The organism is Methanomicrobiales archaeon, from assembly GCA_030019205.1.
Lineage (GTDB): Archaea > Halobacteriota > Methanomicrobia > Methanomicrobiales > JACTUA01 > JASEFH01.
In genome coordinates this window covers 22,695-44,027 of sequence record JASEFH010000015.1, presented here as the reverse complement: position 1 = coordinate 44,027, position 21,333 = coordinate 22,695, and the positions used below count along the sequence as shown (strand labels likewise).

Below are 21,333 nucleotides of genomic sequence, written 5' to 3'. Positions count from 1 at the left end.
TTCACTCTACCGGTAGTTTATCCTGCCGCGTGGGCTTCTTCACGTGGAAGACCTCGGTCGCCGCCGCTTCGACCTTATCACGGTGATGTGCGGGCATATAGACGCCCATGCGCCACTGCTGCCTCCGCGTCTCGTTCAGGGTGGTGATCAGGGGGGAGAGCTCCTCCAGGACCGTTGCCGTGTGCCGGTTCTGGACCCGCACCTGAACCGCCATGTCCCGGGGCATCGGCGGGATGTCGACGAGCACCTCGCCCTCGTCCAGGGAAGCCCGCTCGGCGATATCCTGCGCGAACCGCCGTGAAGACGCATAACCGCTCTCGCTCTGGAGTGCCGCGACATTCACCCGATCGCTCCCCACATAGAGGGCCCGCTTGAAGAGCTGCCGCCGGTACACGGCTTCTGCCATCCGCCGCGCTGCCGCACTCCGGGAACGGCGCAGTTCGAGCAGGAACTCGGCATCGTCCATCGCCATCAGGGCGGGGAGATCACCCCCCTCCCGCAGATGCTCGTGGAGCGCATACGCCAGCATACTCTCCGCGATGCGACTGACATGGTGGAAATAGACGGACGGGCGCATCAGCGTCCGTGCGATCAGCAGGGACTCGGCGGCGTGGATCCCGCTCTCGTCCAGCATCAGACCGGCATCGGTGCGGATGGTCCCCTGAATCAGGCGGTGGGCGTCCACCGTCCCGTAGGGGACGCCGGTGTAGTGGGCGTCCCGCAGCAGGTAGTCCATCCGGTCCACGTCCAGGTCGCCGTGGATGATGCCGGAGAGAGGGTGACGGCCGATCACCATCTCCGCCGCCTCCGCCGGCTCGATCCCCGCGCGCTCGAGCAGGTCGGCGACGATCCCTTCCCGTATGAGGCGGGCGCCGGCATCCAGGTGCCCCCAGCCCAGGAACTCCTGCATGAACGGTTCGAGGGCGTGGGAGAAGGGGCCGTGCCCGATGTCGTGGAGCAGGGCGCTGGATGCAACGAGGAGCGTCTCAGCCGGGGACAGGGAGAGCTTGCGGCACATCAGGACCGCGAGGTGCATGGTCCCGAGCGAATGCTCGAACCGCGTGTGGATCGCTCCCGGGTATACCAGGTAGGTGAACCCGAGCTGTTTGACGTAGCGGAGCCTCTGCAGGGGAGGAGAGTCGAGCAGCCGAAGAGCGGTGTCGTCCACCTCGACAAATCCGTGCACCGGATCCTTGATGATCTTCATGGCAATCCTTGGGGCGGGACGCCCTGGCGACTCCTCCGGGTCGGTGGCACCCCGTTCTGCACAGGTATATCGGCACGGGAGTATAAAAACGGTTTCAGCGAGGGGTCACCGCACCCCTTAAAATGCCCGCGAATACCCGCAACATCAGCCGGAGCCGTTGAGCCCCCAGCTCCGCGCAGCCTCGGCGAACAGCTCTGCCGGATCCCCGGAATCCGGGGGGATGTAGGGCTTCAGGCGGTATCCCATGATCCGCCGGATCGCCTTCCGCGTCACGATGGGGCGGCGATCCACCCATGCCCTCTGCTGCTCTGGAGGGACCGGCAGAGCGTGCACGTGGGTGTGGCAGAGGCGGCAGAGAATCAGGATGTTCCGCTGAAGGTCGGGATGGTCCCCGCCGGGAATCGGGTGGATCCGGAGGTCTGGCAGGCTGCAGGTCTCCTGGCATACCTCGCACCGCCCCTCCACGGCGATCTTGATCTTCCTCGATATCTCCTGCGTGATGCCGTAGGGCTCCGTCATCGGCATACGAGAACCACGCGGTTCCCGGATTATTAACTCTTTCCTTTCGCGTGCGTGCGGGTGTTCCGCTGCCCGGAGGCAGTGCGGCGCCGTGGATGCTGGTACGGCATGCTTCTCCCGCGTCCCCGGGTTGCTGCCTCACTCCCGCGCAGGAGGGAAGCGCCTCGGATCGGGAGAAGACAGATCCCGTGGGTGTATCGTACAGGGATGAATGATGCGGACGTATCGCATCGGGGAAGGGATCTCGCATGCCCGCATGCGATGAGATCCGCATCCTCGCAGGAGGGAGTCATGGGGCATGGGTTTCGGGGGAGATGGAGGGGTTCTACCGCGAAACCGACTCGATCATCGCCTCGCACCTCCCGACCCATCGCTGCCGCTGATGCACTCCCTCCTCCGCACAGCAATTCCGATGGCCGCGAGGGGACCGGCGGAATCCTGGAAGCGCCTCTCCGGTCACTCGCTGCAGTCCAGCCTTCATCCCGAAGACTTCGGGATGGCACGAAGAGAGGGCGCCGCTACGGCCCCGCAGGCTGTGCTTCCGTATCTCCGCGCTCCCCCCGCGGTCTCCGCTGCCGTCCCGTACACCGCTCGCATCATTTGGCAGGGCATCATCAAGCGGGAGTGCATCCGCTGCTCTGCCCGGAAGGTGCATGCACCCGACGGGGGAGCTTCAGAGCAGCCGGTAGATCCTGTCGCCGGTATGGACCCGCTGATCCACCTTCATGCCGATCTCCTGCCCTTTGAGGCCTCGGGAGACGGTCCGGTGCTCCAGCTGCAGCGAACTCACCGTCTGGCTGAAGTTTGTCCTGGCCCCCCGCACGATCACCGCATCCCCGGCGCTGAGATCGTCGTCGAGCCGCACGGCAGCGACCCCGATCCGGGGAAAGTAGTGTGTCACTTCGCCGATCAACCTCTCCATTCCGCTCACCCTGAGATGGGCATGGATTATTCAGACAATGGAGGATAATAAATGTTACCGGGGGTATGCGGAGCGATTGGAACCCATTGAAGGGATAGAGGGGGTCGTGGCAGCACGTCATGCCGCAGTGCCGGCTGCGGCAGAACAGATGCCGCTGCCGGCGGAAACGAAATGATGCAGATTCTTTAATGGAATGACGCATGTACTGCTGATGATAACATTCCTGTCGGGGGGAACCGGTACGCCCAAGCTCCTCCGCGGCATGCGGGAGGTGCTGGGAGACGCTGCGATCAGCGTCATCGTCAACACTGCCGAGGACATTTGGATCTCGGGCAACCACATCTCCCCGGATGTGGATACCGTTCTCTACCTCTTCGGCGGCATCCTGAACACGGAGACCTGGTGGGGCATCCGCGATGACACCTTCCGCACGCACGAAGTCCTGCGGGAACTGGGCGGGGACGAGTTCATCCGCATCGGAGACCGGGACCGCGCCGTGCAGATACTGCGGGGCAATCTGCTCCGGGAGGGGAAGACCCTCACGGAGTGCACCGCCATGCTCGCGCAGAAGCTGGGCGTGGCGGCGCGGATCCTGCCCATGACCGACGATACGGTGACCACCTGCATCCAGACGGAGCAGGGTCTGCTCCACTTCCAGGAGTACTGGGTGAAGCACCGGGGGCAGCTCGCGGTGCAGGATGTCCTGCGGAGGAGCAAGGACCGTCCTGCCGCGACGGATGCGGTGCTCGCCGCCATCGAGGAGAGCGATGCCGTGGTAATCGGCCCCAGCAACCCGGTGACTTCCATATCCCCCATCCTCGAGTGCGAGGGCGTGATCCCGGCGCTGCTCAATGCGTTCGTGGTGGCGGTCAGCCCGTTCATCGGTGACCGCCCGGTGAGCGGACCGGCCGCCGAGCTGATGCGGGCCTGGGGATGCGAGGCCAGTTCTCTGGGAACGTACAGGCTGTACGAAGAGTTCGTTGACCTCTTCGTCCAGGACGTCCGCGATCCCGTATCCATCGAGGGGGCGGCGAGGCTGGATACCCTGATGGTGACTGTCGAGAAGAGCATAACGCTGTCAGAGGCTTTGATCGGATTAATAAGCAATAAAATTTGATGAAATATAATAATTTATAAAAAATTTAATTAATCGAAAATAGATATTTTAATATATTAGAATTTTAAAATATTAGATGAGATCCGAACGGAGCGAATCCCTTGGGGCTGCTGAAATTTTTCAGGGTCGGGAAGGAGGCGCCGGACAACCTTGAGCTGCTCGAGACGATGGTTCGGGGATCCGCCTTTCCGAAGGGCACCGCTACCGACCGTTCAGCGCTCGCGATGAGCGAGCTGCTGGACCCCCGGTCGGAGCTGCAGGCCCTCGCCCGGGAGGGGGACCCGAGAGCCTCTGCCCGCTTTAGCGATATGGCCGATCCAGCTGCCGTGGAGAATCTCCTGAAACAGCTGCGGCGGGAGAGAGGATGACGCCCTCCCCCGCGGCAATCATCCCGGGCGATGCTGACCAGACGGCAGGAGATCGGGAAAGTGTCAGGTTTCCCGCTCACCGCACTCAGGCGGCCTCGCCCGCTGCAGTCTCCGGCTCCGCGGCGATCCCGAAGAGCTCCCGTGCTTTGTCCGTGATGCTGGCCTCGAATAGTTCGATCGTCTTTGCGTGAGCCCGGTCGAGCCAGTCCATCGCCGAATCGATGGGGACCGACTCCGGTTCGGCGAGGAAGTACTCGATGTTCAGGAGGAAAGCGGTCGAATCCGGCATGCTGGGGATGCCATCACTCACCTCGATGCGGCAGGCGTCCTGGCCGTCGAAGAAGGGCAGCTCCGCGCCGACCATGAAACTGTCGGCATGGACGGGAAATCCCGTGCCGAACCGCGGGAGAAACTCGAAGTACTCCTCCGGGTCGACGTCGAGGCCCGGCGCCTGGACGAGATTGATGTAGCGCAGGCTCATGCCATAGATGCCCTTGACATTAACGGTCTCGGTCAGTATACGGAGGGCATGCTCGATCCGGGGGCGGAAACGCTGCCAGGACGGATAGGGTTTCAGGACGTTGACGCCCAGGAACTTCGGTCCGATCTGGATGCCGATGCTCCTGTCGGGGGTGAAGAAGAACATCCTGTCCTGGACCAGCAGCTCCTCCATCAGCCCTTCGGTTCCCATGACGAGTTCCACGCTCCGCACTCTCCGCTGCTCGCGTGTGGGGAGCTCCTCTCGTATGCGGTCGTAGTACAGGCCGGGAACCGCCAGATCCCAGTCTGTCTCCGGTGACATCCGGAATTCGCAGATTGCCTCCTCGATCGGGGAGTTGATGTACTCTCTCCTCATGCGGCTTTCTCCTGGTGCCGGGGCAGCAACGGACGATCGTGGCGCAGCAGGTGTGCCCGGCCGGCGTTCAGCCCGCGCCTTTCGCACCGGGGGCACCCGCCGCCGGGGATATCGCTTCCCGGTTGTGCGTTCTGTCGCCATTTTCACATATATAGGTTGCGGAGGGGATTGGGCGGTGCATCCGTCAGGATCCTCCCTTCCGGGAGGGATCCGGGGGCGATAGCGGAACCTCGTTCATCCAAGGCACGATTTGGCAGGGACGGCTACAGCTGCACCCCCCGCTTCTTCAACTCCGCAGTCTTGATCTGCGAGCAGGATTCGCAACGGAACTGAGGCGCCCTGTCATCTGTGCGGTCGTAGTTTGCCGTCTTCACGAGACGGTAGCCCCGCGCCGTCCTCCCGCAGTCGACGCACCGGATGTTCTCCTTCACCTCCCACTGGGCTGAAAATCGGCGCGATGTGAAGATGAAGCGGTCGACCCAGAAGAAGATGAGGCCGCCGATCAGGTTGGCGACGATCGTTGCCGTCAGCGTATCCAGGGCGGCGAGCAGGATCAGCACGCCGGCGAGGAGCGGTGTGCTGGCCTGCCACCGCACCAGGTAGAGCATGTATCGCGTGAGATTGATCTTCATGATGACGTATCGCGGGGCCGCCCTGATCGAGCCGCCCCGCAGAGTGCATATTAATATCCCGCACTTCCCCATCAAGCTTACCGAAGGGCAGGGGCAGGCGGGAATCGTCACGGGAATCTGCGCCGCAGATACGTGCGTGAGACAAAAAGCGAAGCATATATAGAGTGTTCCGGAATACTCATGAGTAGCTGCGCGGTGAGGGGCGGAATGGAGAGAGGAGGATTATACCGGACGCTGCGGGAGCGGATTCGGGAGCGCAGGGACATCCGCGGGCTGATGCGGGCGTTCGCCGATGGCAGGAAGATCGGGGATCGGGAAGCCCGTGGGGCGGAGGAGGCGGCGAGAAGTTCCGATGCATGGGTTTCACGGGTCCAGGACAGAATGGCGGTATCTGTGGAGGCCGAAGACCTCCTGGGGCGCATCGGCGATGCCCGCTCCCTGGAACCGCTCCTCCGCCTGAAGGCGGTCGAAGAGAAAGCCTGACGGTGCCGTGCTGGAGATGCTCCCGCGCACGATCGCGCTGGCAGCGGCATGGGGCCCTTCCCGATCCTGCCTGCGGAGCCGGTGCGATGCCGGCTGCGGTCGTGGGTATAAAACCCTATATCCCCCCGGCACCAACGGTATAGAGTTCACATGAGCGTTCCAATCCGTGAAGTGACTCCGTATACGAGCACCGCAGAGATCCAGGGCTGGGTGCATGAGATCCGCGATCTGGGCGGATTGTTCTTCTGCCTCGTGCGGGACCGAACCGGAATCATCCAGGTTACCATCGCCAAGAAAAAGGCTCCCGAAGGTGTTCTTGCCGCGATCAACACTCTCAATCGGGAGTCCGTGGTTCGGGTATCGGGTGTCGTGAAGGCGATCGACAAGGCGCCCGGGGGGCGGGAGCTGATCCCCGCGAGCCTGGAGATACTCAGCACCGCTGCCACCCCGCTCCCCCTCGATGTGGTGGAGAAGGTGCCGGCGGAACTGGACACCCGCCTGGATGCCCGATTCCTGGACCTGCGGAAACCTCGGGTAACGGCCGTATTCCTGATCCGCAGCACGGCGATGCAGGCGGTGAACGGATTCTTCGCGGACCGCGGGTTCGTTCATATCGCCACCCCCAAGATTGTTGCGGCTGCAACCGAGGGGGGAACGGAGCTCTTCCCGATCGCCTACTTCGAGAAGGAGGCGTTCCTCAACCAGAGCCCGCAGCTCTACAAGCAGATGATGATGGCAGCGGGATTCGAGAAGGTGCTGGAGATCGGCCCCATCTTTCGGGCGGAGGAGCACAACACCACCAAGCACCTGAACGAGGCCACATCGATCGATATCGAGGTCTCCTTTGCGGATCACCGCGACGTGATGCAGATTCTGGAGGACCTGATCGTCCACATCTACCGCCGGGTGCGGGAGAAGAACGGCGATTCCCTCGCCGAGCTGGGCCTTGACGGATTCGAGGTGCCCAGAACGCCGTTTCCGCGCGTCTCCTACGGGGACGCGATCGATATCGCGGCGACGAGGACCGGTGAGAGGATCGCCTTTGGAGACGATATCGGCACGGCGGCGGAGAAGGCTCTGGGCGAGGAGATCGGCGAGCACTATTTCATCGTGGACTGGCCCACGACGATCCGCCCCTACTATGCCATGCCGTACCCGGAGAAACCGGAACTCTGCAAGGCCTTCGATCTGATGCATCCGAGGATGGAGCTCGCGAGCGGTGCACAGCGCGTGCACCAGCACGATCTGCTCGTGGACCAGATCCGGGCAAAAGGGCTGACGCCGGAGAACTTCGAGTTCTACTTGAAGCCGTTCCGGTATGGCATGCCCCCGCACGCCGGCTGGGGTCTGGGGGCCGAGCGGCTTGTGATGACCATGCTCGGCCTCCCCAACATCCGCGAGGCGGTGCTCTTCCCGCGGGATCGGCACCGCCTGGTTCCTTGAGGGGAATCGCACCGCTATCGATCGCACGGTCCGGCCTTTCGGGAGATGAAGCCCCTGCCGAAGTACCACGGATCCGGCGGTGCCGGGGAAAGCGCAGATTGCCGCCAGGCGGTCCGGCGTGGCGGACGTGCTCTCCACGGGCAGCCGCGATCTCGCTGTCGCCTCCCGATCGGAGGGCCCCGGCTCGCACTCACGAAACATCGGAGCAGAAACGATTTTAGCCGCGAATGATAACCTTCTTCAGATTTGAGGCTCCCGTCCGCGACGATGAACCTCGCAGAAGAGGGGGCAGGCAGCCTCTGCAGGGTGAAACGATGGAATTTATCTCGAAACTCTTTCCGACGACGGTCGTCGGAAGCTACCCCGTGGTGAAGAGCGTGGGGTTGAAGAGTCTCCTCGATCCCCTCCACTCCGCTGTCGTGCAGGCCGTCTCGGATCAGATGCAGGCCGGAATCGACATCATCTCCGACGGGCAGGTGCGGGGCGACATGGTGTCCGTGTTCACCTCCCGGCTGCCGGGCGTCCACGGTCAGCGGGTGGTCGGGAAGGTCGAGCCGCCGGCCCGGCCGATCACTCTCGGGGATACGCGGTATGCGCTCTCCCGCCACCCCCTCGTGAAGGGGATCATAACTGGGCCGAGCACTCTCGCCCATGCCCTCCAGATCGCCACGCCGATCTACCGCAACCGCGAGGAGCTGATCCTCGATCTGGCGAAGAGCCTTCTCGTGGAGGCGAAGGGGCTGGAAGAGGCCGGGGTGACCATCCTGCAGATCGACGAACCGATCCTGTCGACGGGCATGGCGGACATGCAGGCGGCTCTGGAATCGATCACGCTCATCACCTCCGGGCTACGCTGCGCGACCTGCCTGCACGTCTGCGGGGAGCTGGTCGGCGTGATCGACGCGATCCTGAAGATGCCGGTCACCATCTTCGACTTCGAGTTCTCCGGCAGCGACCGGAACCTCGACATCATCGCACGGCGGGATGTGAAGGGGAGATGGATCGGGTTCGGGTGCGTGGACAGCAGCGATCCCGGCGTCGAGAGCGTGGCCGAGATCGAGAAGCGGATTCAGCGCGGCGCGGAGATCTTCGAGCCCCGCAGGATGCTGATCGATCCCGACTGCGGACTGCGCATGCTCTCCCGGGATGTGGCCTTCAAAAAACTGAAGAACATGGTGGATGCCAGCCGGCAGATGCGGATAGAACTGGCCTGACTCACACAACCCGGCTCGTTGTCGAGAGCTCGATTCCCTTCTCCGTGATGATGAACGGAACCACGCGATCGGGAACCGCCGCCCCCTTGAGCTTGTACAGGGCGAGTGTTCGAATCACCTCGTTCCCGCGGACCTCCTGGCGAAGCTCGATCACGTTGTCCGCAGCACGAATGATTCGTATCTCTTCTGCAGGGGCATGGAGGCCGGAGTAGACCACGAAGAGGACGTTCGCCCTGCGGGCGAACGTATCGCGGATGCCGTCAGACATGAACCGGATCGCGGCATCGATCCCGTACGTCAGGACCAGGGAGGAGAGAGAATCGACGACGATCCTATCTCCTTTCATGCGCTCCGGCAGACGGTCCGGCGGAAGATCGTGCACGGGGTCCATACCCTCTTCGGCGTCCGCATCCAGCATCAGATAGGAGCCCTGTTCGTCCTCCGTCTTCCAGAACTGCCGGGCCAGGAGATCCAGACCCGATATGGGGGATCCAATGACAACCGTGGAGGTTCCACTCAGAATACCGCCATCCAGGGTGTAATCCAGACCGCTGATGCCGGTGGACCGTTTGGAGTTATCCTTCGATGATGATAGCATCCTAATCCTTGTACTCTTCTCTTCCAGACATAATCTTAACTGATTGTGATTCTGTGGTTTTAAATCGGGAATATGCACCAGCAGAGAGCGATCCCGCCAAGGCCAACTCCGGAGACGGCAGCGATGTCGGCAGCGGAGAATCGGAGCTTCCGCACTGGCCGGTATCTCCGATAGCCCCGGAGGTCGATGGTGAGCCCCAGCACGGTCGCCTTTCCGAGGGAGTGGGCGACGAGGGGGATCATCAGCGGAGCGAGGCTGCGGATCCGCCCGAACAATCCCCCGCCCGGGTTGTAACCCCGGGCAAGCTGTGCCTCGTGGATGCGGATGGCTTCCCGCTGGAGGGAGGGGATGAACCGCAGGGCCAGCACGAACATGAGCGTGTACTCCGGCGGCACCCGCATCCACTCCAGCGCGTGCACCAGATCCCGCGGCTGCGTCGAGATGACGAAGAGCTGGAACAGTGTGATCAGGACCATGAAGCGGAGAGTGATGAGGCTGCCGATCCCGAGCGCCCCCAGGGTGATCGGGATGGCACCGCCGATCAGCGGAACGGGCTGCGGGATCAGGGTGCCGAGCACGGTCCCGTGGGGAACCGTGAGAATGGCGATCGCGATGAGTATCGCGCTCATCGCCGCGATGAGGGCGGTCTGCCGCAGGATCTCGTTCAGGATGCGGCCTTTCCAGGCGACAAGGATGAGGCCGAGGATGATGGCGGAGAGCAGGAGGGGCTGATCCGACAGGACGGTAGAAGCGCCGATCGCCAGGATGCAGAGGATCTTCGTCAGGGGATTGAGACGGTGCAGGAAACCGTCTCTATGGACGTACTGCAGGATCTCCGCCATACGTCACTCTCCCCGCACGGTGACGTCGGATATCACCATCCCCCGCTCCATGGTGACGACGCGGTCGGCGCACTGCGTCGCGATGTTGCGGTTGTGGGTGACGGCGACGATCGTGCGGCCGTCGCGCTGGAGCCCCTTCAGGATCTCCAGGATCCCCCGAGTCTCCCGCCCGTCCAGCCCCGTGGTGGGTTCGTCGAGGGCGATGATGGACGGCTGCATGGCGAGTATGCAGCCTATGGCCAGCCGCTGGCGCTCGCCGCGGGAGAGCCAGCGGGGGTAGATGTGCTGGACGTCCTGCAGCCGCATCTGCAGGAGCACTTCGTCGACCACCGATTCCGGGTCCGGGATGCCCAGGTTGAGCGACCCGAACGCGATCTCGTCCCGGACCGTCTCCTGGAAGAACATGTGATCGGGGTTCTGGAAGACGAGCCCCACGTGACGGGCAAGTTCCGATACCGCGGCAAACCGGGTGTCTCTGCCAAGAACGGTCACATGCCCCGAATCCGGCTTCAGAAGGCCGTTGAAGTGCTTCAGAAGCGTGGTCTTTCCAGAGCCGTTCTCGCCCACGATCGCCACGAACTCCCCGGAGCGGATGGCGAGATCCACACCCCGGAGAGCGGGAATGCCGCCGTAGCGGTGGGCGAGTCCGCGGACCTCGATGACGGGTGCACCATCCGCTGCAGGTCTCGGAATGGCGCGGGAGTTCAGTCCGGAATAATCCCGGGAGAGGATATCCTTCGCCCGTTCCTCCCGCAGCACGGCGTGCGGCGGGCCGGCTGCCGTAATCCGCCCCCCCTCCAGGACGACGAGAGTATCGACGACCTCCCGCAGCCCGTCGATCCCGTGATCGGTCAGGAGAATCGTCCTGCCCTGCGCCTTTGCGGATTTGAGAATCCCGAGAATCGAGCGGATTCCCTGCTCGTCGAGCTCCGTAGTCGGTTCGTCCAGGATGAGGATATCCGTGCCGAGGGCGAGGGTGGCGGCGAGCACCACACGCTGCTTCTGGCCGCCCGAAAGGGCGTGCGGAGCGCGGTCGCGGAGGTGTGTGAGATCGGTCATGGCGAGAATCGCCTCGAGCCGCTCCTCGGCCTCGGCGGGATCGAGCCCCCGCCCTTCCAGGGCCGAAAGAATCTCCTCCTCGACGGTGGTGAAGATGAGCTGGGCCTCCGGATCGTCGAAGGCGATCCCGACAGTGGCCGCTATCTCCGGGAGGCTGCGGTAGGTCGCGATGTCTGTGCCCGCGATCGATACCGTCCCTTCGAGCGTGCCTCCGAACTCGTGGCGGAGGATACCGCCCGCCGCCAGGCAGAGGGTTGTCTTGCCCGATCCGGATGGCCCGGCGACCATGACGCACCGACCGGGTTCGCAGGTCAGGGTGATATCTCGGAGCGCCTTCTCCGTCTTGAGCGGATAGGTATAGTGGACTCCTTCGAGCTGGATCATTCAGGTTCCCTTTCCGATGTTCTTCGCGGCTGGAGCCCGCTGGAGCGCGCGGCTCGAAGGGATGTAGAGAAACTCCACGACGATCGCGTTGAAAACCGCGGTGATCACCACGATCGGCACGAAGACCATGACAAAACCATTGACGGTTCCGAACTTCGCGAAGATGCTGGCCGCAACGGCGATGAACGCGATGGCAGCGAAGGAGAACCCACTGGCGAGCGTGGCCACGAACGTGGTGGCCATCGGGGCGATACGGGGCAGGCCCCGGAAGGCCGCGCAGACACCCAGGCAGACCAGGGCGCCGATGGGTTCGCTGATCAGGTTCGCCGGCGGGAAAATCGAGCTGGAGATCAGCATGGAGAGCAGCCCGGCGACGATGCCGATCCCGACCGCTTCGTGGACTTTCGGCTGTACCAGGATGATCGCCAGGCAGTAGAAGGCGATCACCATGTTTGGGGTGAGCGGCGTGTGCAGCATCGCCAGGAAGAACCGCAGTATCGCTCCAACACCCAGCAGAATTCCGATGACAGCAATATCTCGTGACTTCATACCCGTTCAACTCCGTTATCGAACTTCTCCCGCAGTTCCCTGCGGAGCAGCTTCCAGCCGTTCACCCGAGGCAGCTCGGGGAGGACGACCATCCCGCGGGGCACCTTGTAACCGGCCAGCCTCTCGCGGCAGAAGCGGGCGAGTTCCTCGTAGTCGAGACTCCGACCCTCCCTGAGCACGACGGCGGCCACCGGGCTCTCACCCCGCCGCACGTCCGGTCGGCCGAAGACCGCCGCATCCCGGATCGCCGGGTGCTGGATCAGGACGTTCTCCACCTCGGCAGGGTAGATCTTCCAGCCGGACATGTTTATCATGTCCTTCTTGCGATCTGTGACATAGAGGATGCCGTCCCTGTCGAGATAGCCGAGATCGCCCGTCAGGAACCAGCCGCCGGGGAGAAAGACCTCGGCAGTCGCTGCCGGCAGGTTCCAGTAGCCCTTCGCAACGGCAGGCCCCCGCACGGCGATCTCCCCTACCGAATGCGGGGGCAGCTCCCGCTGCGGGTCGCTCTCATCGACGATACGGATCTCCGCGTAGCCGACGGGAGCGCCCACGCTGCGGTACCCCCGGTGCATCTCGTAGTGCTGCGGGAGGACGCAGGTTGCCGACCCGACCACGATCGTCTCGGAGAGGCCGTAGGCGTTCGCGATGCGGATGCGGTAGCGGCGGTCGAAGCCCTCCCAGATGCTCGGCAGGAGGGGGCCGCCGCCGCTGATCGCCACCCGCACCGTCGCGAGGCGCTCTTCGGTGCCGGGCGGGCTGGAGAGCAGGGTGTGGAGCACGGGCGGCATGGCGGAGAGCACGGTCACCCCGTACTCCTCCGCGAGGGAGAGGTAACGCTCCGGTTCGTAGCGGTCCATCATGACGAAACGGGCGCCGCTCTTCAGGGCGGCGAGCCCCCAGGAGAACCCGACATGGCCCAGGGGGTAGATGCCCAGGTAGGTGTCCTCCGCGGTGAGGGAGAGGACCTCCCGCTCGGCGTCCAGCGCTGCCATCCAGTTGCCGTGGGTGAGCATCGCACCCTTGGGCTTCCCCGTAGTGCCGGCGGTATACTGCAGCTGGCAGAGGTCATCGAACCTGCAGTCGGCGGCAGGGAGCCGGTCCGGGCCGGCGAAGATCTCCGCGAGGGAGAGGGCGCCGGCGCAGGGGGAGCCGCTCGAGATGATGGCGGAGAGCGCGGGAACCTTCTCGCGAATCTCCCGGATCGCCTGCTCCCCTGCCGCGTCGGTGACGACCGCCCGTGCAGCGGAGTCCGAGACAGCGTGCAGCAGCTCTGCCTCGCGGTAGGCACGGTTCGCGGGGACCGCCACGGCGCCGATCCGCCAGGAGGCCAGGTACGCGATGAGGTGCTCGGGGCAGTTGTCCAGGTAGATGCAGATGCGGTCGCCCCTGCCGATACCGGCGGCAAGAAGGGCGTTTGCCAGCGCGTTCGTGCGGGAGAGCAGGTCGGAGAAGGTATACGACTCGTTGCGGGCGGGATAAATGAGGACGGGCCTCTTGGTGTAGCGTGCATTGACATCCAGGAAGGTGGAGATGTTCGGCATGTCAGGGCTCCAGATTATTAGTGCACCGTGATGTATTTAATTGTTCATTTGTGTATAAATTCATTGCTTATTGCACTACAATGCCTTCACCTGGCCGGGGGGAGGCGATGCGATCAGGGGGCCGCGGATCCGATTGAGGTCTCGGTCATTCCACTCTGAAGCAGGTATGTACATCGGGCTCGGTGATGGCGGTGTGGTGGTCCGCCCATATCGGTCGCCGTCCGGCGGTCATGCCCCCTTGCGACGAGATTGGGCGAACCCGGGGTATGGAGGATAATCTGAGAAGAGGACTCCGGTGAGGACGTATAGCACGGATGGGGGATGGGTTACAGGGGGCGCACAACTCCCCCTCTCCCCCGTCCCGCCGGTGAAGACAGGCCCGGCTCTGGAATGTTCACCGGAGTTTACGATGATAGCGGCCGCGCCGGAGGATTATCCACCCTTCGGTCACCGTTCAGGCCAAATCGCACCAAGGAGGGCGCCTTCCTCCGTCCCCCTGCCCCTCTGCAGTGCGAAGCCCGGAGGATGAGATCGGCCGGAGCGGCAGCAATGGCACGATCGGACGGACACCGTGGCCTGTGCCATGTCTATCTCCTCCGGCAGACATCAGATCCCGCGCATCGGGGATATTCGATAACACAGGGCTCGTTGCAAAGCTCTCCGGTGAACATCTGCACCGCTTCCGCGGAGAACCCATCGATATCCTGCCACCTCCCCTCGCCGACGGGAGAGAAATCGTGCGACAGGCCCGGGCGAAGAGTACCATGGAGGAGCCTCTCTATCGAACGATGGGGCGGGGGGTGGCGAGGCCCGTTCCCGGAGAGCTTCGGAGAGCCGTCACCACGCTCTCGATGAGGATTTCGACAGAGCCTGTTAGAGAGCATCACGCGCATGCACAGCTCCAGCAGGATCCGGAGGCGTTGTCTCACCTCCCATCGGGAACGAGGATCGCAGCTCGGGACCGATCCGAATGCCGTTGCCGGACGACTGCATCCCGGCGGCATCCTGCTTTCCCTCTGTCCCCCCTATCGCACGAAGGGAGGGAGCGCCCCCTTCTCGCCCCCTTTACTGGTACTCGATCGGCTGGTCCTTCTGCGGCAGACCGCCCTTGAAGAACTCCTGGAAGCGGCTGTAGCTCTCCCGCAGGCGGTCGTTCATGGTGGGATGCACCTTCTTTGCCGCCTCCTCGAAGTGCCGCGCTTCGACGGCGGGAGAACCGTCCCGCATCGCGAACATGCCGGCCTCCCGGGCCAGCGTCTCCAGATCCGAACCCACATACCCCGGCGTTCGGGAGGCGACCGAGGCGATCAGGGCGTCGCGGACGGGATCCTCGAGCTGCAGCCGCTGGGCATGGAGCTGGTCGACGATCTTCCGGCGGCGCTGACCCCGCCGCATCCCCTCGCCGGATCCGGCGGGTATGCCTTCGATTGCCTTCACGATCTCTTCGGGTGTGACCGGGCGGTCGGTCCCCAGACGTTCGAAGAGGCTCTCCAGCTGACCCTCGTCCCAGCCATCGGTGCGATCGACGATCGCCTCGATCGCAGAACCCGCGATGGGCATGTAGCGGATGTGAATGCGCAGGATGCTCCGCCGCCCCTCCTCGTCCGGTTCGCCGACGTAGACCAGGCGGTCGAACCGCCCGGGGCGGAGGAGTGCCGGGTCCACGATATCCGGGCGGTTTGTCGCGCCCATCACCGCCACCGAGCGGAGCTCCATCAGACCGTCCATCTCGGTCAGGATCTGGTTCAGGACGCTCTCCAGCACATGCGACTCGCTCACCGTGCCGCGGGCGGGTGCGAGGGCGTCCAGCTCGTCGAAGAAGATGATCGCCGGAGCGACCTGCCGGGCCCGCTTGAAGACCTCGCGCACCGCACGTTCGCTCTCCCCCACCCACTTCGACAGGAGCTGGGGCCCCCGCACCGGGATGAAGTTCGCCCCGCTCTCGGTCGCCACCGCCCGGGCGATCAGAGTCTTGCCCGTGCCCGGCGGGCCGTAGAGGAGCACGCCCTTCGGCGGATCGATCCCCAGGTCCTCGAACCGCTCGCGCTGGGTGAGGGGATACTCCACCGCCTCCCGCACCTCCTGCTTGGCAGATTCCAGCCCCCCGACCTCCTCCCAGGAGGTGTGGGGCACTTCGAGCAGGACCTCCCGCATCGCGCTCGGCCCCACGTCCCGTTGCGCCTCCCGGAAGTCGCTGTTCTTCACCTGCATCTCCTCCAGGATCTCGGGCGGTATCTCCTCTTCGTCGAGGTCGATATCCGGGAGATACCTGCGCAGGGCACGGATCGCCCCCTCCCGGGCGAGAGCCGCAAGATCGGCGCCCACGAAACCGTGGGTCTGCTGGGCAAGCCTCTCCAGATCCACGTCTTCGGCCAGGGGCATGCCGCGGGTATGGATACGCAGGATCTCTCTCCTGTCGTTCTCGTTCGGGACTGTGATCTCGATCTCGCGATCGAACCGTCCCGGGCGGCGGAGCGCCGGGTCGATGGCATCCACCCGGTTCGTGGCGCCGATCACGACCACCTGCCCCCGCTCCTGCAGCCCGTCCATCATCGTCAGCAGCTGGGCGACCACGCGGCGCTCCACCTCGCCCGTCACCTCCTCGCGGCGGGGTGCGATGCTGTCCAGCTCGTCGATGAAGATGATGGAGGGAGCGTTCTGGCGGGCCTCCTCGAAGACCTCGCGGAGCCGCTGCTCGCTCTCGCCGTAGTACTTGGATATCACCTCGGGCCCGGCGATGGAGATGAAGTGGGCGCCGCTCTCGCTCGCCACCGCCTTCGCGATCAGAGTCTTGCCCGTACCCGGCGGGCCGTAGAGGAGCACGCCCTTCGGCGGATCGATCCCGAGTTTCCGGAAGAGTTCGGGGTGGCGCATGGGAAGTTCGATCGTCTCCCGCACCCGCTGGAGTTCGTCTTTCAAGCCACCGATATCCTCGTAGGAGAGCCTCTTCACCCCCTCGAACCCGACGGCCGGCTTCTCGGAGAACTCGATCCGGGTGTTCTTCGTGATGATCACCGCATTCTCGGGCTCCACGACGACCGCCTTGAACGCGACCAGCTGGGGCTGCATGAAGGGCAGGCCGGCCTGGATGGGCACGGTGTCGTTCTTCATGATGGGGAAATCGATCAGGCGGTTCACCGCGGTGTTATAGTTGATGGGGAGCTGACGCGGCAGATCCTCGGGCGGGGCCAGGACCACCCGTCTCGCCTCGACCTCCTCCCCGACGGGGGCGACCCGCACCCGGTCCCCGATGCTGGTCCCGGCGTTCGCCCGCGTAAAGTTGTCGATGCGCACCTTCCCCTGCTGCCAGTCGCTCACCATGGATCGCCAGACCTTGGCCACCGTCCTCCGCTTCCCCTCGATGAAGACAATATTGCCGGGGGAGATGCGGAGCTGCAGCATGGTGTCCGGGTCGAGGCGGGCCTTGCCACCGCCCTGATCCTCGGGATAGGCGCTGTCCACTTTCAGGTATGTCTCAGGCATTACCCTAATGGTCATATACGAAGGGATTTATAGGTACTGTTCAGGTATGCGGATTCTTCTGTTCGACCCCTTTCACGGCGCCGCCGGCGACATGGTGACCGCAGCGCTGCTCGCACTCGGAGCGGACCGATCCCTGGTGATCGAGGCAATGCGGTCGGTAGTGGCGGAGCCGACCGTGGAGGAGGTGGAGCGGGGCGGCATCCGGAGTATACTGATCTCCACCCATGCCACGGCGACGTCTCGCTCTCTTGCGGAGGTGCTCGCCCGGGTGAATGAGGCAAGGGCACCGCCGCCCGCCGTCGCCATGGCCCGGAGAGTGTTCCTGCGGCTGCACGAGGCCGAAGCCAGCATTCACGGGGAGCGGCCCCACTTCCACGAGGTGGGCGCGGACGACGCGATCGCAGACGTCCTGGGCGCCTGCACTGCCCTCCACTCACTGCGGGTCGACGGGGTCGCCGTCCTTCCCATCCTGCTGGGAGGCGGTGAGATCTCCGGTAGCCACGGGGCGGTGCCCGTGCCGGCTCCGGCGACGGCTGCCATCCTGCAGCGGTCGGGATTGCAGGTGAGAGCGGGCAGATCCACGGACGGCGAGCTCTGCACGCCCACCGGTGCAGCGCTTCTCTCGGAGTTCTCCAGCCTGGAACCACCGCACGGCCCCCTCCGCATCCGGGCGGTCGGTTACGGAGCCGGAAGGCGGGATACACCGGGGATCCCCAACGTCCTCCGGGCGATGATCGTGGATACCGACAGCGCCTTCGAACGCGATTGCGTGGACGTGCTGGAGACCAACGTGGACGACGTAAGCGGCGAGGTGCTCTCCCACACCCTCTCCCGCCTGATGGACGCGGGGGCGCGGGATGCGAGCGCGGTGCCGCTGATGATGAAGAAGGGGCGGATCGGGTTTCTGGTGCGGGTGATCTCGTTGCCCCCGGACACGCTGCGGCTGGCGGAGATCCTGGCAGAAGAGCTCGGCACCCTCGGGATCCGCTGCAGCACCGCTGTCCACCGCCTGATCACGAGGAGGACGATCGAACCGGTCGCCCTGCGTCTGCAGGGGCGGGATTTTTCGGTCGACGTGAAGTGCAGTTACATGCGGGATCGGCTCGTCAGCCTCAAACCGGAGTTCGAACAGGTGCGGAGGTGGGCAGAGGAGCTGCACTTGCCCATCCGGGACGTGATGCGGGAAGCAGAAACGGCTGCCCGTGAGAAACTGGGCGAGGAGCAGATTCGATGAACGCGGAGAGGATGCCGATGGGGGTGGAGGCGCTGGATGATCTCCTGGGAGGGGGACTCGAACGGCGGTCCCTGACGCAGGTCTACGGGGAGCCGGGATCCGGGAAGAGCACGATCTGCATCATCGCCGCGGTCGCCGCCTTGAAGAGCGGAAAGGGAGTGATCTTCTTCGATACCGAGGGGTTCTCCGTTGAACGGTTCCGGCAGATCGCCGGGGAGGATGCGGAAGAGCTCGCCGGGAACCTCTTCATCTACGAACCTGCGGACTTCGACCGCCAGGGTCTGATGATCGCCGAGAGCGAGACGCTCCTCCGCCGGGGGACTGTGGGGCTGATCGTCGTCGACTCGGCCACAGCTCTCTACCGCACGGAGCTGGGAGAGACCCGGGACGCCCAGCGGAAGCTCGCTCGCCAGATGATCCACCTCCTCGGGCTGGCAAAGAAGTACGACCTGCCTGTGCTGATCACCAACCAGGTGTACATAGACGTGGACACTGAAGAGTTCCGCGGCCTCGGGGGGACTGCGCTCCTCCACCTTTCCAAGACGATCGTCCGCATCGAGAAGCGGGATGGGTTCCGGAGGGCGGTGCTGGTCAAGCACCGCTCCCTGCCCGAAGGGACCTATTTTGACTTCGTGATCACGGGGGAGGGCATCAGCAGGGTATGAATCCGGAGTAGACCGTATAGGCCGGCCCCTCCAGTTCGAGAGTATCCCCGATGCGGATCACGAGCGGCCCTCCCGTCGTCTCCACGGGGACCGTATCGCCAACCAGGCCGAGCCTGTGGGCGATCGCCGCCGCGGCGGCGGCGCCGGTGCCGCAGCTGGTGGTCTCCGCCTCGACACCTCTCTCGAACGTACGCAGCCGCAACGTATCCCCCTCACCCCGTTCGACGAAGTTCACGTTGGCGCCGCGGGGAAACGTGGGATGGTTCCGGATGGGCGGCGCGACCGCGCCGATGTCCACCGCCCCAATCTCGTCCACGAAGACGACGGCATGGGGAACGCCGGTATTGACCGCATGCACGGTGAGGTTGTTGATCTCCTCCCGGTACTCCCCCTCGCCCGTGGCGGGAATCTCGGGCCGCTGGAACGCGGGACGGTTCAGCTGCACCCGCGCCCAGAACTCCCCCTCCTCCGAGTACCACATCTGCACCCCAATCCGCCCGGCCGGCGTCTCGACCGTGCACTTCTCTTTGACGTACTCGTTGTCGAAGGCGTACTTCGCCAGGCAGCGGATTCCGTTGCCGCACATCTCCGCCTCGCTCTCGTCCGGCTGGAAGAGGCGCATGCGGATGTCCGCCGATTCGGACTTCTGGAGATAGATCACCCCATCGGCACCCACACCGAATCTTCGGTCGCAGTAGAGCAGGGCGAACTTTCCCTTCATCTCATCGGGGATCACCTCTCCCTCGCGCTCGTCGATCAGGATGAAGTCATTGCCGTTGCCCTGCAGTTTGGTGAACTGTATGTCCATGCCTCGTTTCTCCTTGAACAGTTCGAACGTCTATCCGCGGCGCTCCGGCTCCCGGACGACTCACTGCCCTCGGCTGATGAGCCGGCTGCGGGGACGATCTGGCCGGACAGTGCCGCATCATACCGGGTTTCGATGGTCGATCAAAAATTCCTTATGGAATTCCTCGACGCTCCAGCCCAGGTACTCCCGCAGGATGATGAACGCCAGGGTGGGCGGGATCGCCCCCTGTTCGGTGATGATGAAGTCCACGTAGGCGGCCGGCGTCACATCGAAGACCGGGTTGCGAACACGCACGTGGGGGAGAGCGGCAGCAACCTCCGGCGGCAGGATCTCGCCCCCGCTCCTTTCCTCGATCTCCACGAGCTCCCCGAAGATGGTTCGCGGGGCGAACTTGAAAGTCTCGGCGGCAACGATGAAGTTGGTGCGTGCCTCGTGGGCGGCGAGCGCGACCTGCGAGGTTCCGATCTTGTTGACGACGGCGCCGTTGACGGCGATGGCATCCGCGCCCACGAAGACCTTGTCGACTTTGTTGATGAAGTAGCGGACCGCCGAGTCCACGATGTAGTTGGTCCGGATCCCGGCATCGTTCAGCCACTGGATGGTGATCCTCCCCTGGTTCCCGGGCCGAACCTCTGTGGCATAGACCTCGATCTCCTTTCCCTGGCGGTGCGCTCCGCAGATGCAGGCGAGCGCCGCCTCGGAGTTGCAGTGGGTCATGAGGACGTCGCCGTCCTGGATGTGCTGGGCTCCAATTTCCCCGATCCGCTCGACCGCCGAGAGGGAGGACTCGACGAACCGCACCGAACGCTCGATGATGCCGCGGCGGGCCTCCTCGACGTCTCCGGCCTGGTCGAGGGGCGCCATCACGATGTGAACCGCGTTCGGCAGGGAGACCGCCGTCGGCCGCGTGGAGACCAGCCTCTGGGCTGCCGCCTCCATCTCCTCCCGGAACGCCTCCAGGCTGCGGGCATCGACGGTCTCCGCATGCACCCGCAACGCATCCGCCGCTGCCCGTGCAATCCGTCCCGCCCCGCGGATCTCCATCCGCCGGATCTTCTCCGCCGTCTCCTCCAGGGGGCTCCCGACCCGCGCGGATGCGGGGGTGCCTCCTGCGTTCCCCGTATCTCTCCTGCGCATACCAACAGGAATGGAGCGGCGGCATCCATAATACTAGTGCCCTTCCCTCGCCCGGTGAACTTCGGCGGAGTCCACGGGGCGGCCGGGCTGGATCGGCTACCGCTCTCCGGCGGATGCCGGTCCACCGCGAGAACAGCCGCATCCAGCGAATTCCCGATGGGCAAATGACTTATTACGATGGCATACCAATTTTTATCTGCAGTGTACAACTGTGCCGACAGGTGGGGGCGGAAGTACACCTGCGGTCGGAGAGGCGTGCCGCAGTCTGC

The 21,333-nt window shown here is 64.3% G+C and carries 20 protein-coding genes; 7 read left to right on the top strand and 13 right to left on the bottom strand.

From position 1 onward, the window contains the following. Position 1: 1 nt before the first annotated feature. The 3 genes from QMC96_09045 to QMC96_09035 all read right to left on the bottom strand — a co-directional run bounded on the left by QMC96_09045 (position 2) and on the right by QMC96_09035 (position 2,648). A complete protein-coding gene (locus QMC96_09045) occupies positions 2–1,207 on the bottom strand; it encodes an HD domain-containing protein (protein MDI6876901.1) in 1,206 nt (401 codons plus the stop codon). Positions 1,208–1,351: 144 nt separating this feature from the next. After that, positions 1,352–1,732, bottom strand: coding sequence for a hypothetical protein (locus tag QMC96_09040; protein MDI6876900.1), 381 nt, complete (start codon positions 1,730–1,732; stop codon positions 1,352–1,354). 667 nt (positions 1,733–2,399) lie between these two features. After that, complete coding sequence (locus tag QMC96_09035; GenBank protein MDI6876899.1) at positions 2,400–2,648, bottom strand: hypothetical protein; 249 nt, start codon at positions 2,646–2,648, stop codon at positions 2,400–2,402. Positions 2,649–2,859: 211 nt separating this feature from the next. Between QMC96_09035 and cofD the strand changes: the two genes are divergently transcribed. Then, on the top strand, positions 2,860–3,765 hold the full coding sequence (gene cofD / locus QMC96_09030) for a 2-phospho-L-lactate transferase (GenBank protein MDI6876898.1): 906 nt from the start codon (positions 2,860–2,862) through the stop codon (positions 3,763–3,765). Positions 3,766–3,866: 101 nt separating this feature from the next. Then, positions 3,867–4,133 (top strand): hypothetical protein, encoded by a 267-nt coding sequence (locus tag QMC96_09025; GenBank protein ID MDI6876897.1) that lies wholly within the window; start codon positions 3,867–3,869, stop codon positions 4,131–4,133. An 85-nt stretch (positions 4,134–4,218) separates the two neighbouring features. Here QMC96_09025 and QMC96_09020 read toward each other — a convergent pair whose 3' ends face one another. Both QMC96_09020 and QMC96_09015 read right to left on the bottom strand, forming a co-directional pair. Then, positions 4,219–4,989, bottom strand: coding sequence for a TIGR04255 family protein (locus QMC96_09020; protein ID MDI6876896.1), 771 nt, complete (start codon positions 4,987–4,989; stop codon positions 4,219–4,221). A 263-nt stretch (positions 4,990–5,252) separates the two neighbouring features. Then, a complete protein-coding gene (locus tag QMC96_09015) occupies positions 5,253–5,621 on the bottom strand; it encodes a hypothetical protein (GenBank protein ID MDI6876895.1) in 369 nt (122 codons plus the stop codon). A gap of 207 nt (positions 5,622–5,828) precedes the next feature. Between QMC96_09015 and QMC96_09010 the strand changes: the two genes are divergently transcribed. From QMC96_09010 to QMC96_09000, 3 genes are all read left to right on the top strand, one after another. Then, the gene (locus tag QMC96_09010) at positions 5,829–6,104 is read left to right on the top strand and encodes a hypothetical protein (GenBank protein MDI6876894.1); all 276 of its coding nucleotides are present in this window, start codon (positions 5,829–5,831) and stop codon (positions 6,102–6,104) included. A 150-nt stretch (positions 6,105–6,254) separates the two neighbouring features. Beyond that, entirely contained in the window at positions 6,255–7,547 is a 1,293-nt protein-coding gene (gene aspS / locus QMC96_09005; protein MDI6876893.1) for an aspartate--tRNA(Asn) ligase, read from the top strand. Positions 7,548–7,861: 314 nt separating this feature from the next. After that, a complete protein-coding gene (locus QMC96_09000; GenBank protein MDI6876892.1) occupies positions 7,862–8,761 on the top strand; it encodes a methionine synthase in 900 nt (299 codons plus the stop codon). 1 nt (position 8,762) lies between these two features. Here QMC96_09000 and QMC96_08995 read toward each other — a convergent pair whose 3' ends face one another. From QMC96_08995 to QMC96_08970, 6 genes are all read right to left on the bottom strand, one after another. Then, a complete protein-coding gene (locus QMC96_08995) occupies positions 8,763–9,359 on the bottom strand; it encodes an ATPase domain-containing protein (GenBank protein ID MDI6876891.1) in 597 nt (198 codons plus the stop codon). 59 nt (positions 9,360–9,418) lie between these two features. Continuing rightward, positions 9,419–10,201, bottom strand: a complete 783-nt coding sequence (locus tag QMC96_08990) for an energy-coupling factor transporter transmembrane component T (GenBank protein MDI6876890.1) — start codon at positions 10,199–10,201, stop codon at positions 9,419–9,421. A 3-nt stretch (positions 10,202–10,204) separates the two neighbouring features. Then, a complete protein-coding gene (locus QMC96_08985; protein ID MDI6876889.1) occupies positions 10,205–11,644 on the bottom strand; it encodes an ATP-binding cassette domain-containing protein in 1,440 nt (479 codons plus the stop codon). After that, positions 11,645–12,193 (bottom strand): hypothetical protein, encoded by a 549-nt coding sequence (locus QMC96_08980; protein MDI6876888.1) that lies wholly within the window; start codon positions 12,191–12,193, stop codon positions 11,645–11,647. Further along, complete coding sequence (locus QMC96_08975) at positions 12,190–13,737, bottom strand: class I adenylate-forming enzyme family protein (protein ID MDI6876887.1); 1,548 nt, start codon at positions 13,735–13,737, stop codon at positions 12,190–12,192. The genes QMC96_08980 and QMC96_08975 overlap by 4 nt, the downstream gene beginning before the upstream one ends. Positions 13,738–14,802: 1,065 nt before the next feature. After that, complete coding sequence (locus tag QMC96_08970; GenBank protein MDI6876886.1) at positions 14,803–17,220, bottom strand: CDC48 family AAA ATPase; 2,418 nt, start codon at positions 17,218–17,220, stop codon at positions 14,803–14,805. Between the two features lie 46 nt (positions 17,221–17,266). Here QMC96_08970 and larC point away from each other — a divergent pair, with 46 nt between their 5' ends. Further along, the gene (gene larC / locus QMC96_08965) at positions 17,267–18,454 is read left to right on the top strand and encodes a nickel pincer cofactor biosynthesis protein LarC (protein ID MDI6876885.1); all 1,188 of its coding nucleotides are present in this window, start codon (positions 17,267–17,269) and stop codon (positions 18,452–18,454) included. Continuing rightward, positions 18,451–19,119, top strand: coding sequence for a DNA repair and recombination protein RadB (gene radB, locus QMC96_08960; GenBank protein ID MDI6876884.1), 669 nt, complete (start codon positions 18,451–18,453; stop codon positions 19,117–19,119). The genes larC and radB overlap by 4 nt, the downstream gene beginning before the upstream one ends. Here radB and dapF read toward each other — a convergent pair. Then, the gene (gene dapF, locus QMC96_08955; GenBank protein MDI6876883.1) at positions 19,106–19,927 is read right to left on the bottom strand and encodes a diaminopimelate epimerase; all 822 of its coding nucleotides are present in this window, start codon (positions 19,925–19,927) and stop codon (positions 19,106–19,108) included. The two genes, radB and dapF, sit on opposite strands and share 14 nt — an antisense overlap. Positions 19,928–20,044: 117 nt before the next feature. Further along, positions 20,045–21,064: a ribose 1,5-bisphosphate isomerase gene (locus QMC96_08950; GenBank protein ID MDI6876882.1), complete on the bottom strand. Its 1,020-nt coding sequence runs from the start codon at positions 21,062–21,064 to the stop codon at positions 20,045–20,047. Between the last annotated feature and the right edge of the window lie 269 nt (positions 21,065–21,333).

What these genes read in the sequence shown, in the direction of transcription:
- QMC96_09045 (MDI6876901.1), bottom strand. Translation starts at nt 1,207, where the DNA reads ATGAAGATCATCAAGGATCCGGTGCACGGATTTGTCGAGGTGGACGAC.
- QMC96_09040 (MDI6876900.1), bottom strand. Translation starts at nt 1,732, where the DNA reads ATGCCGATGACGGAGCCCTACGGCATCACGCAGGAGATATCGAGGAAG.
- QMC96_09035 (MDI6876899.1), bottom strand. Translation starts at nt 2,648, where the DNA reads ATGGAGAGGTTGATCGGCGAAGTGACACACTACTTTCCCCGGATCGGG.
- cofD (MDI6876898.1), top strand. Translation starts at nt 2,860, where the DNA reads ATGATAACATTCCTGTCGGGGGGAACCGGTACGCCCAAGCTCCTCCGC.
- QMC96_09020 (MDI6876896.1), bottom strand. Translation starts at nt 4,989, where the DNA reads ATGAGGAGAGAGTACATCAACTCCCCGATCGAGGAGGCAATCTGCGAA.
- QMC96_09015 (MDI6876895.1), bottom strand. Translation starts at nt 5,621, where the DNA reads ATGAAGATCAATCTCACGCGATACATGCTCTACCTGGTGCGGTGGCAG.
- QMC96_09010 (MDI6876894.1), top strand. Translation starts at nt 5,829, where the DNA reads ATGGAGAGAGGAGGATTATACCGGACGCTGCGGGAGCGGATTCGGGAG.
- aspS (MDI6876893.1), top strand. Translation starts at nt 6,255, where the DNA reads ATGAGCGTTCCAATCCGTGAAGTGACTCCGTATACGAGCACCGCAGAG.
- QMC96_09000 (MDI6876892.1), top strand. Translation starts at nt 7,862, where the DNA reads ATGGAATTTATCTCGAAACTCTTTCCGACGACGGTCGTCGGAAGCTAC.
- QMC96_08995 (MDI6876891.1), bottom strand. Translation starts at nt 9,359, where the DNA reads ATGCTATCATCATCGAAGGATAACTCCAAACGGTCCACCGGCATCAGC.
- QMC96_08990 (MDI6876890.1), bottom strand. Translation starts at nt 10,201, where the DNA reads ATGGCGGAGATCCTGCAGTACGTCCATAGAGACGGTTTCCTGCACCGT.
- QMC96_08985 (MDI6876889.1), bottom strand. Translation starts at nt 11,644, where the DNA reads ATGATCCAGCTCGAAGGAGTCCACTATACCTATCCGCTCAAGACGGAG.
- QMC96_08980 (MDI6876888.1), bottom strand. Translation starts at nt 12,193, where the DNA reads ATGAAGTCACGAGATATTGCTGTCATCGGAATTCTGCTGGGTGTTGGA.
- QMC96_08975 (MDI6876887.1), bottom strand. Translation starts at nt 13,737, where the DNA reads ATGCCGAACATCTCCACCTTCCTGGATGTCAATGCACGCTACACCAAG.
- QMC96_08970 (MDI6876886.1), bottom strand. Translation starts at nt 17,220, where the DNA reads ATGCCTGAGACATACCTGAAAGTGGACAGCGCCTATCCCGAGGATCAG.
- larC (MDI6876885.1), top strand. Translation starts at nt 17,267, where the DNA reads ATGCGGATTCTTCTGTTCGACCCCTTTCACGGCGCCGCCGGCGACATG.
- radB (MDI6876884.1), top strand. Translation starts at nt 18,451, where the DNA reads ATGAACGCGGAGAGGATGCCGATGGGGGTGGAGGCGCTGGATGATCTC.
- dapF (MDI6876883.1), bottom strand. Translation starts at nt 19,927, where the DNA reads ATGGACATACAGTTCACCAAACTGCAGGGCAACGGCAATGACTTCATC.
- QMC96_08950 (MDI6876882.1), bottom strand. Translation starts at nt 21,064, where the DNA reads ATGCGCAGGAGAGATACGGGGAACGCAGGAGGCACCCCCGCATCCGCG.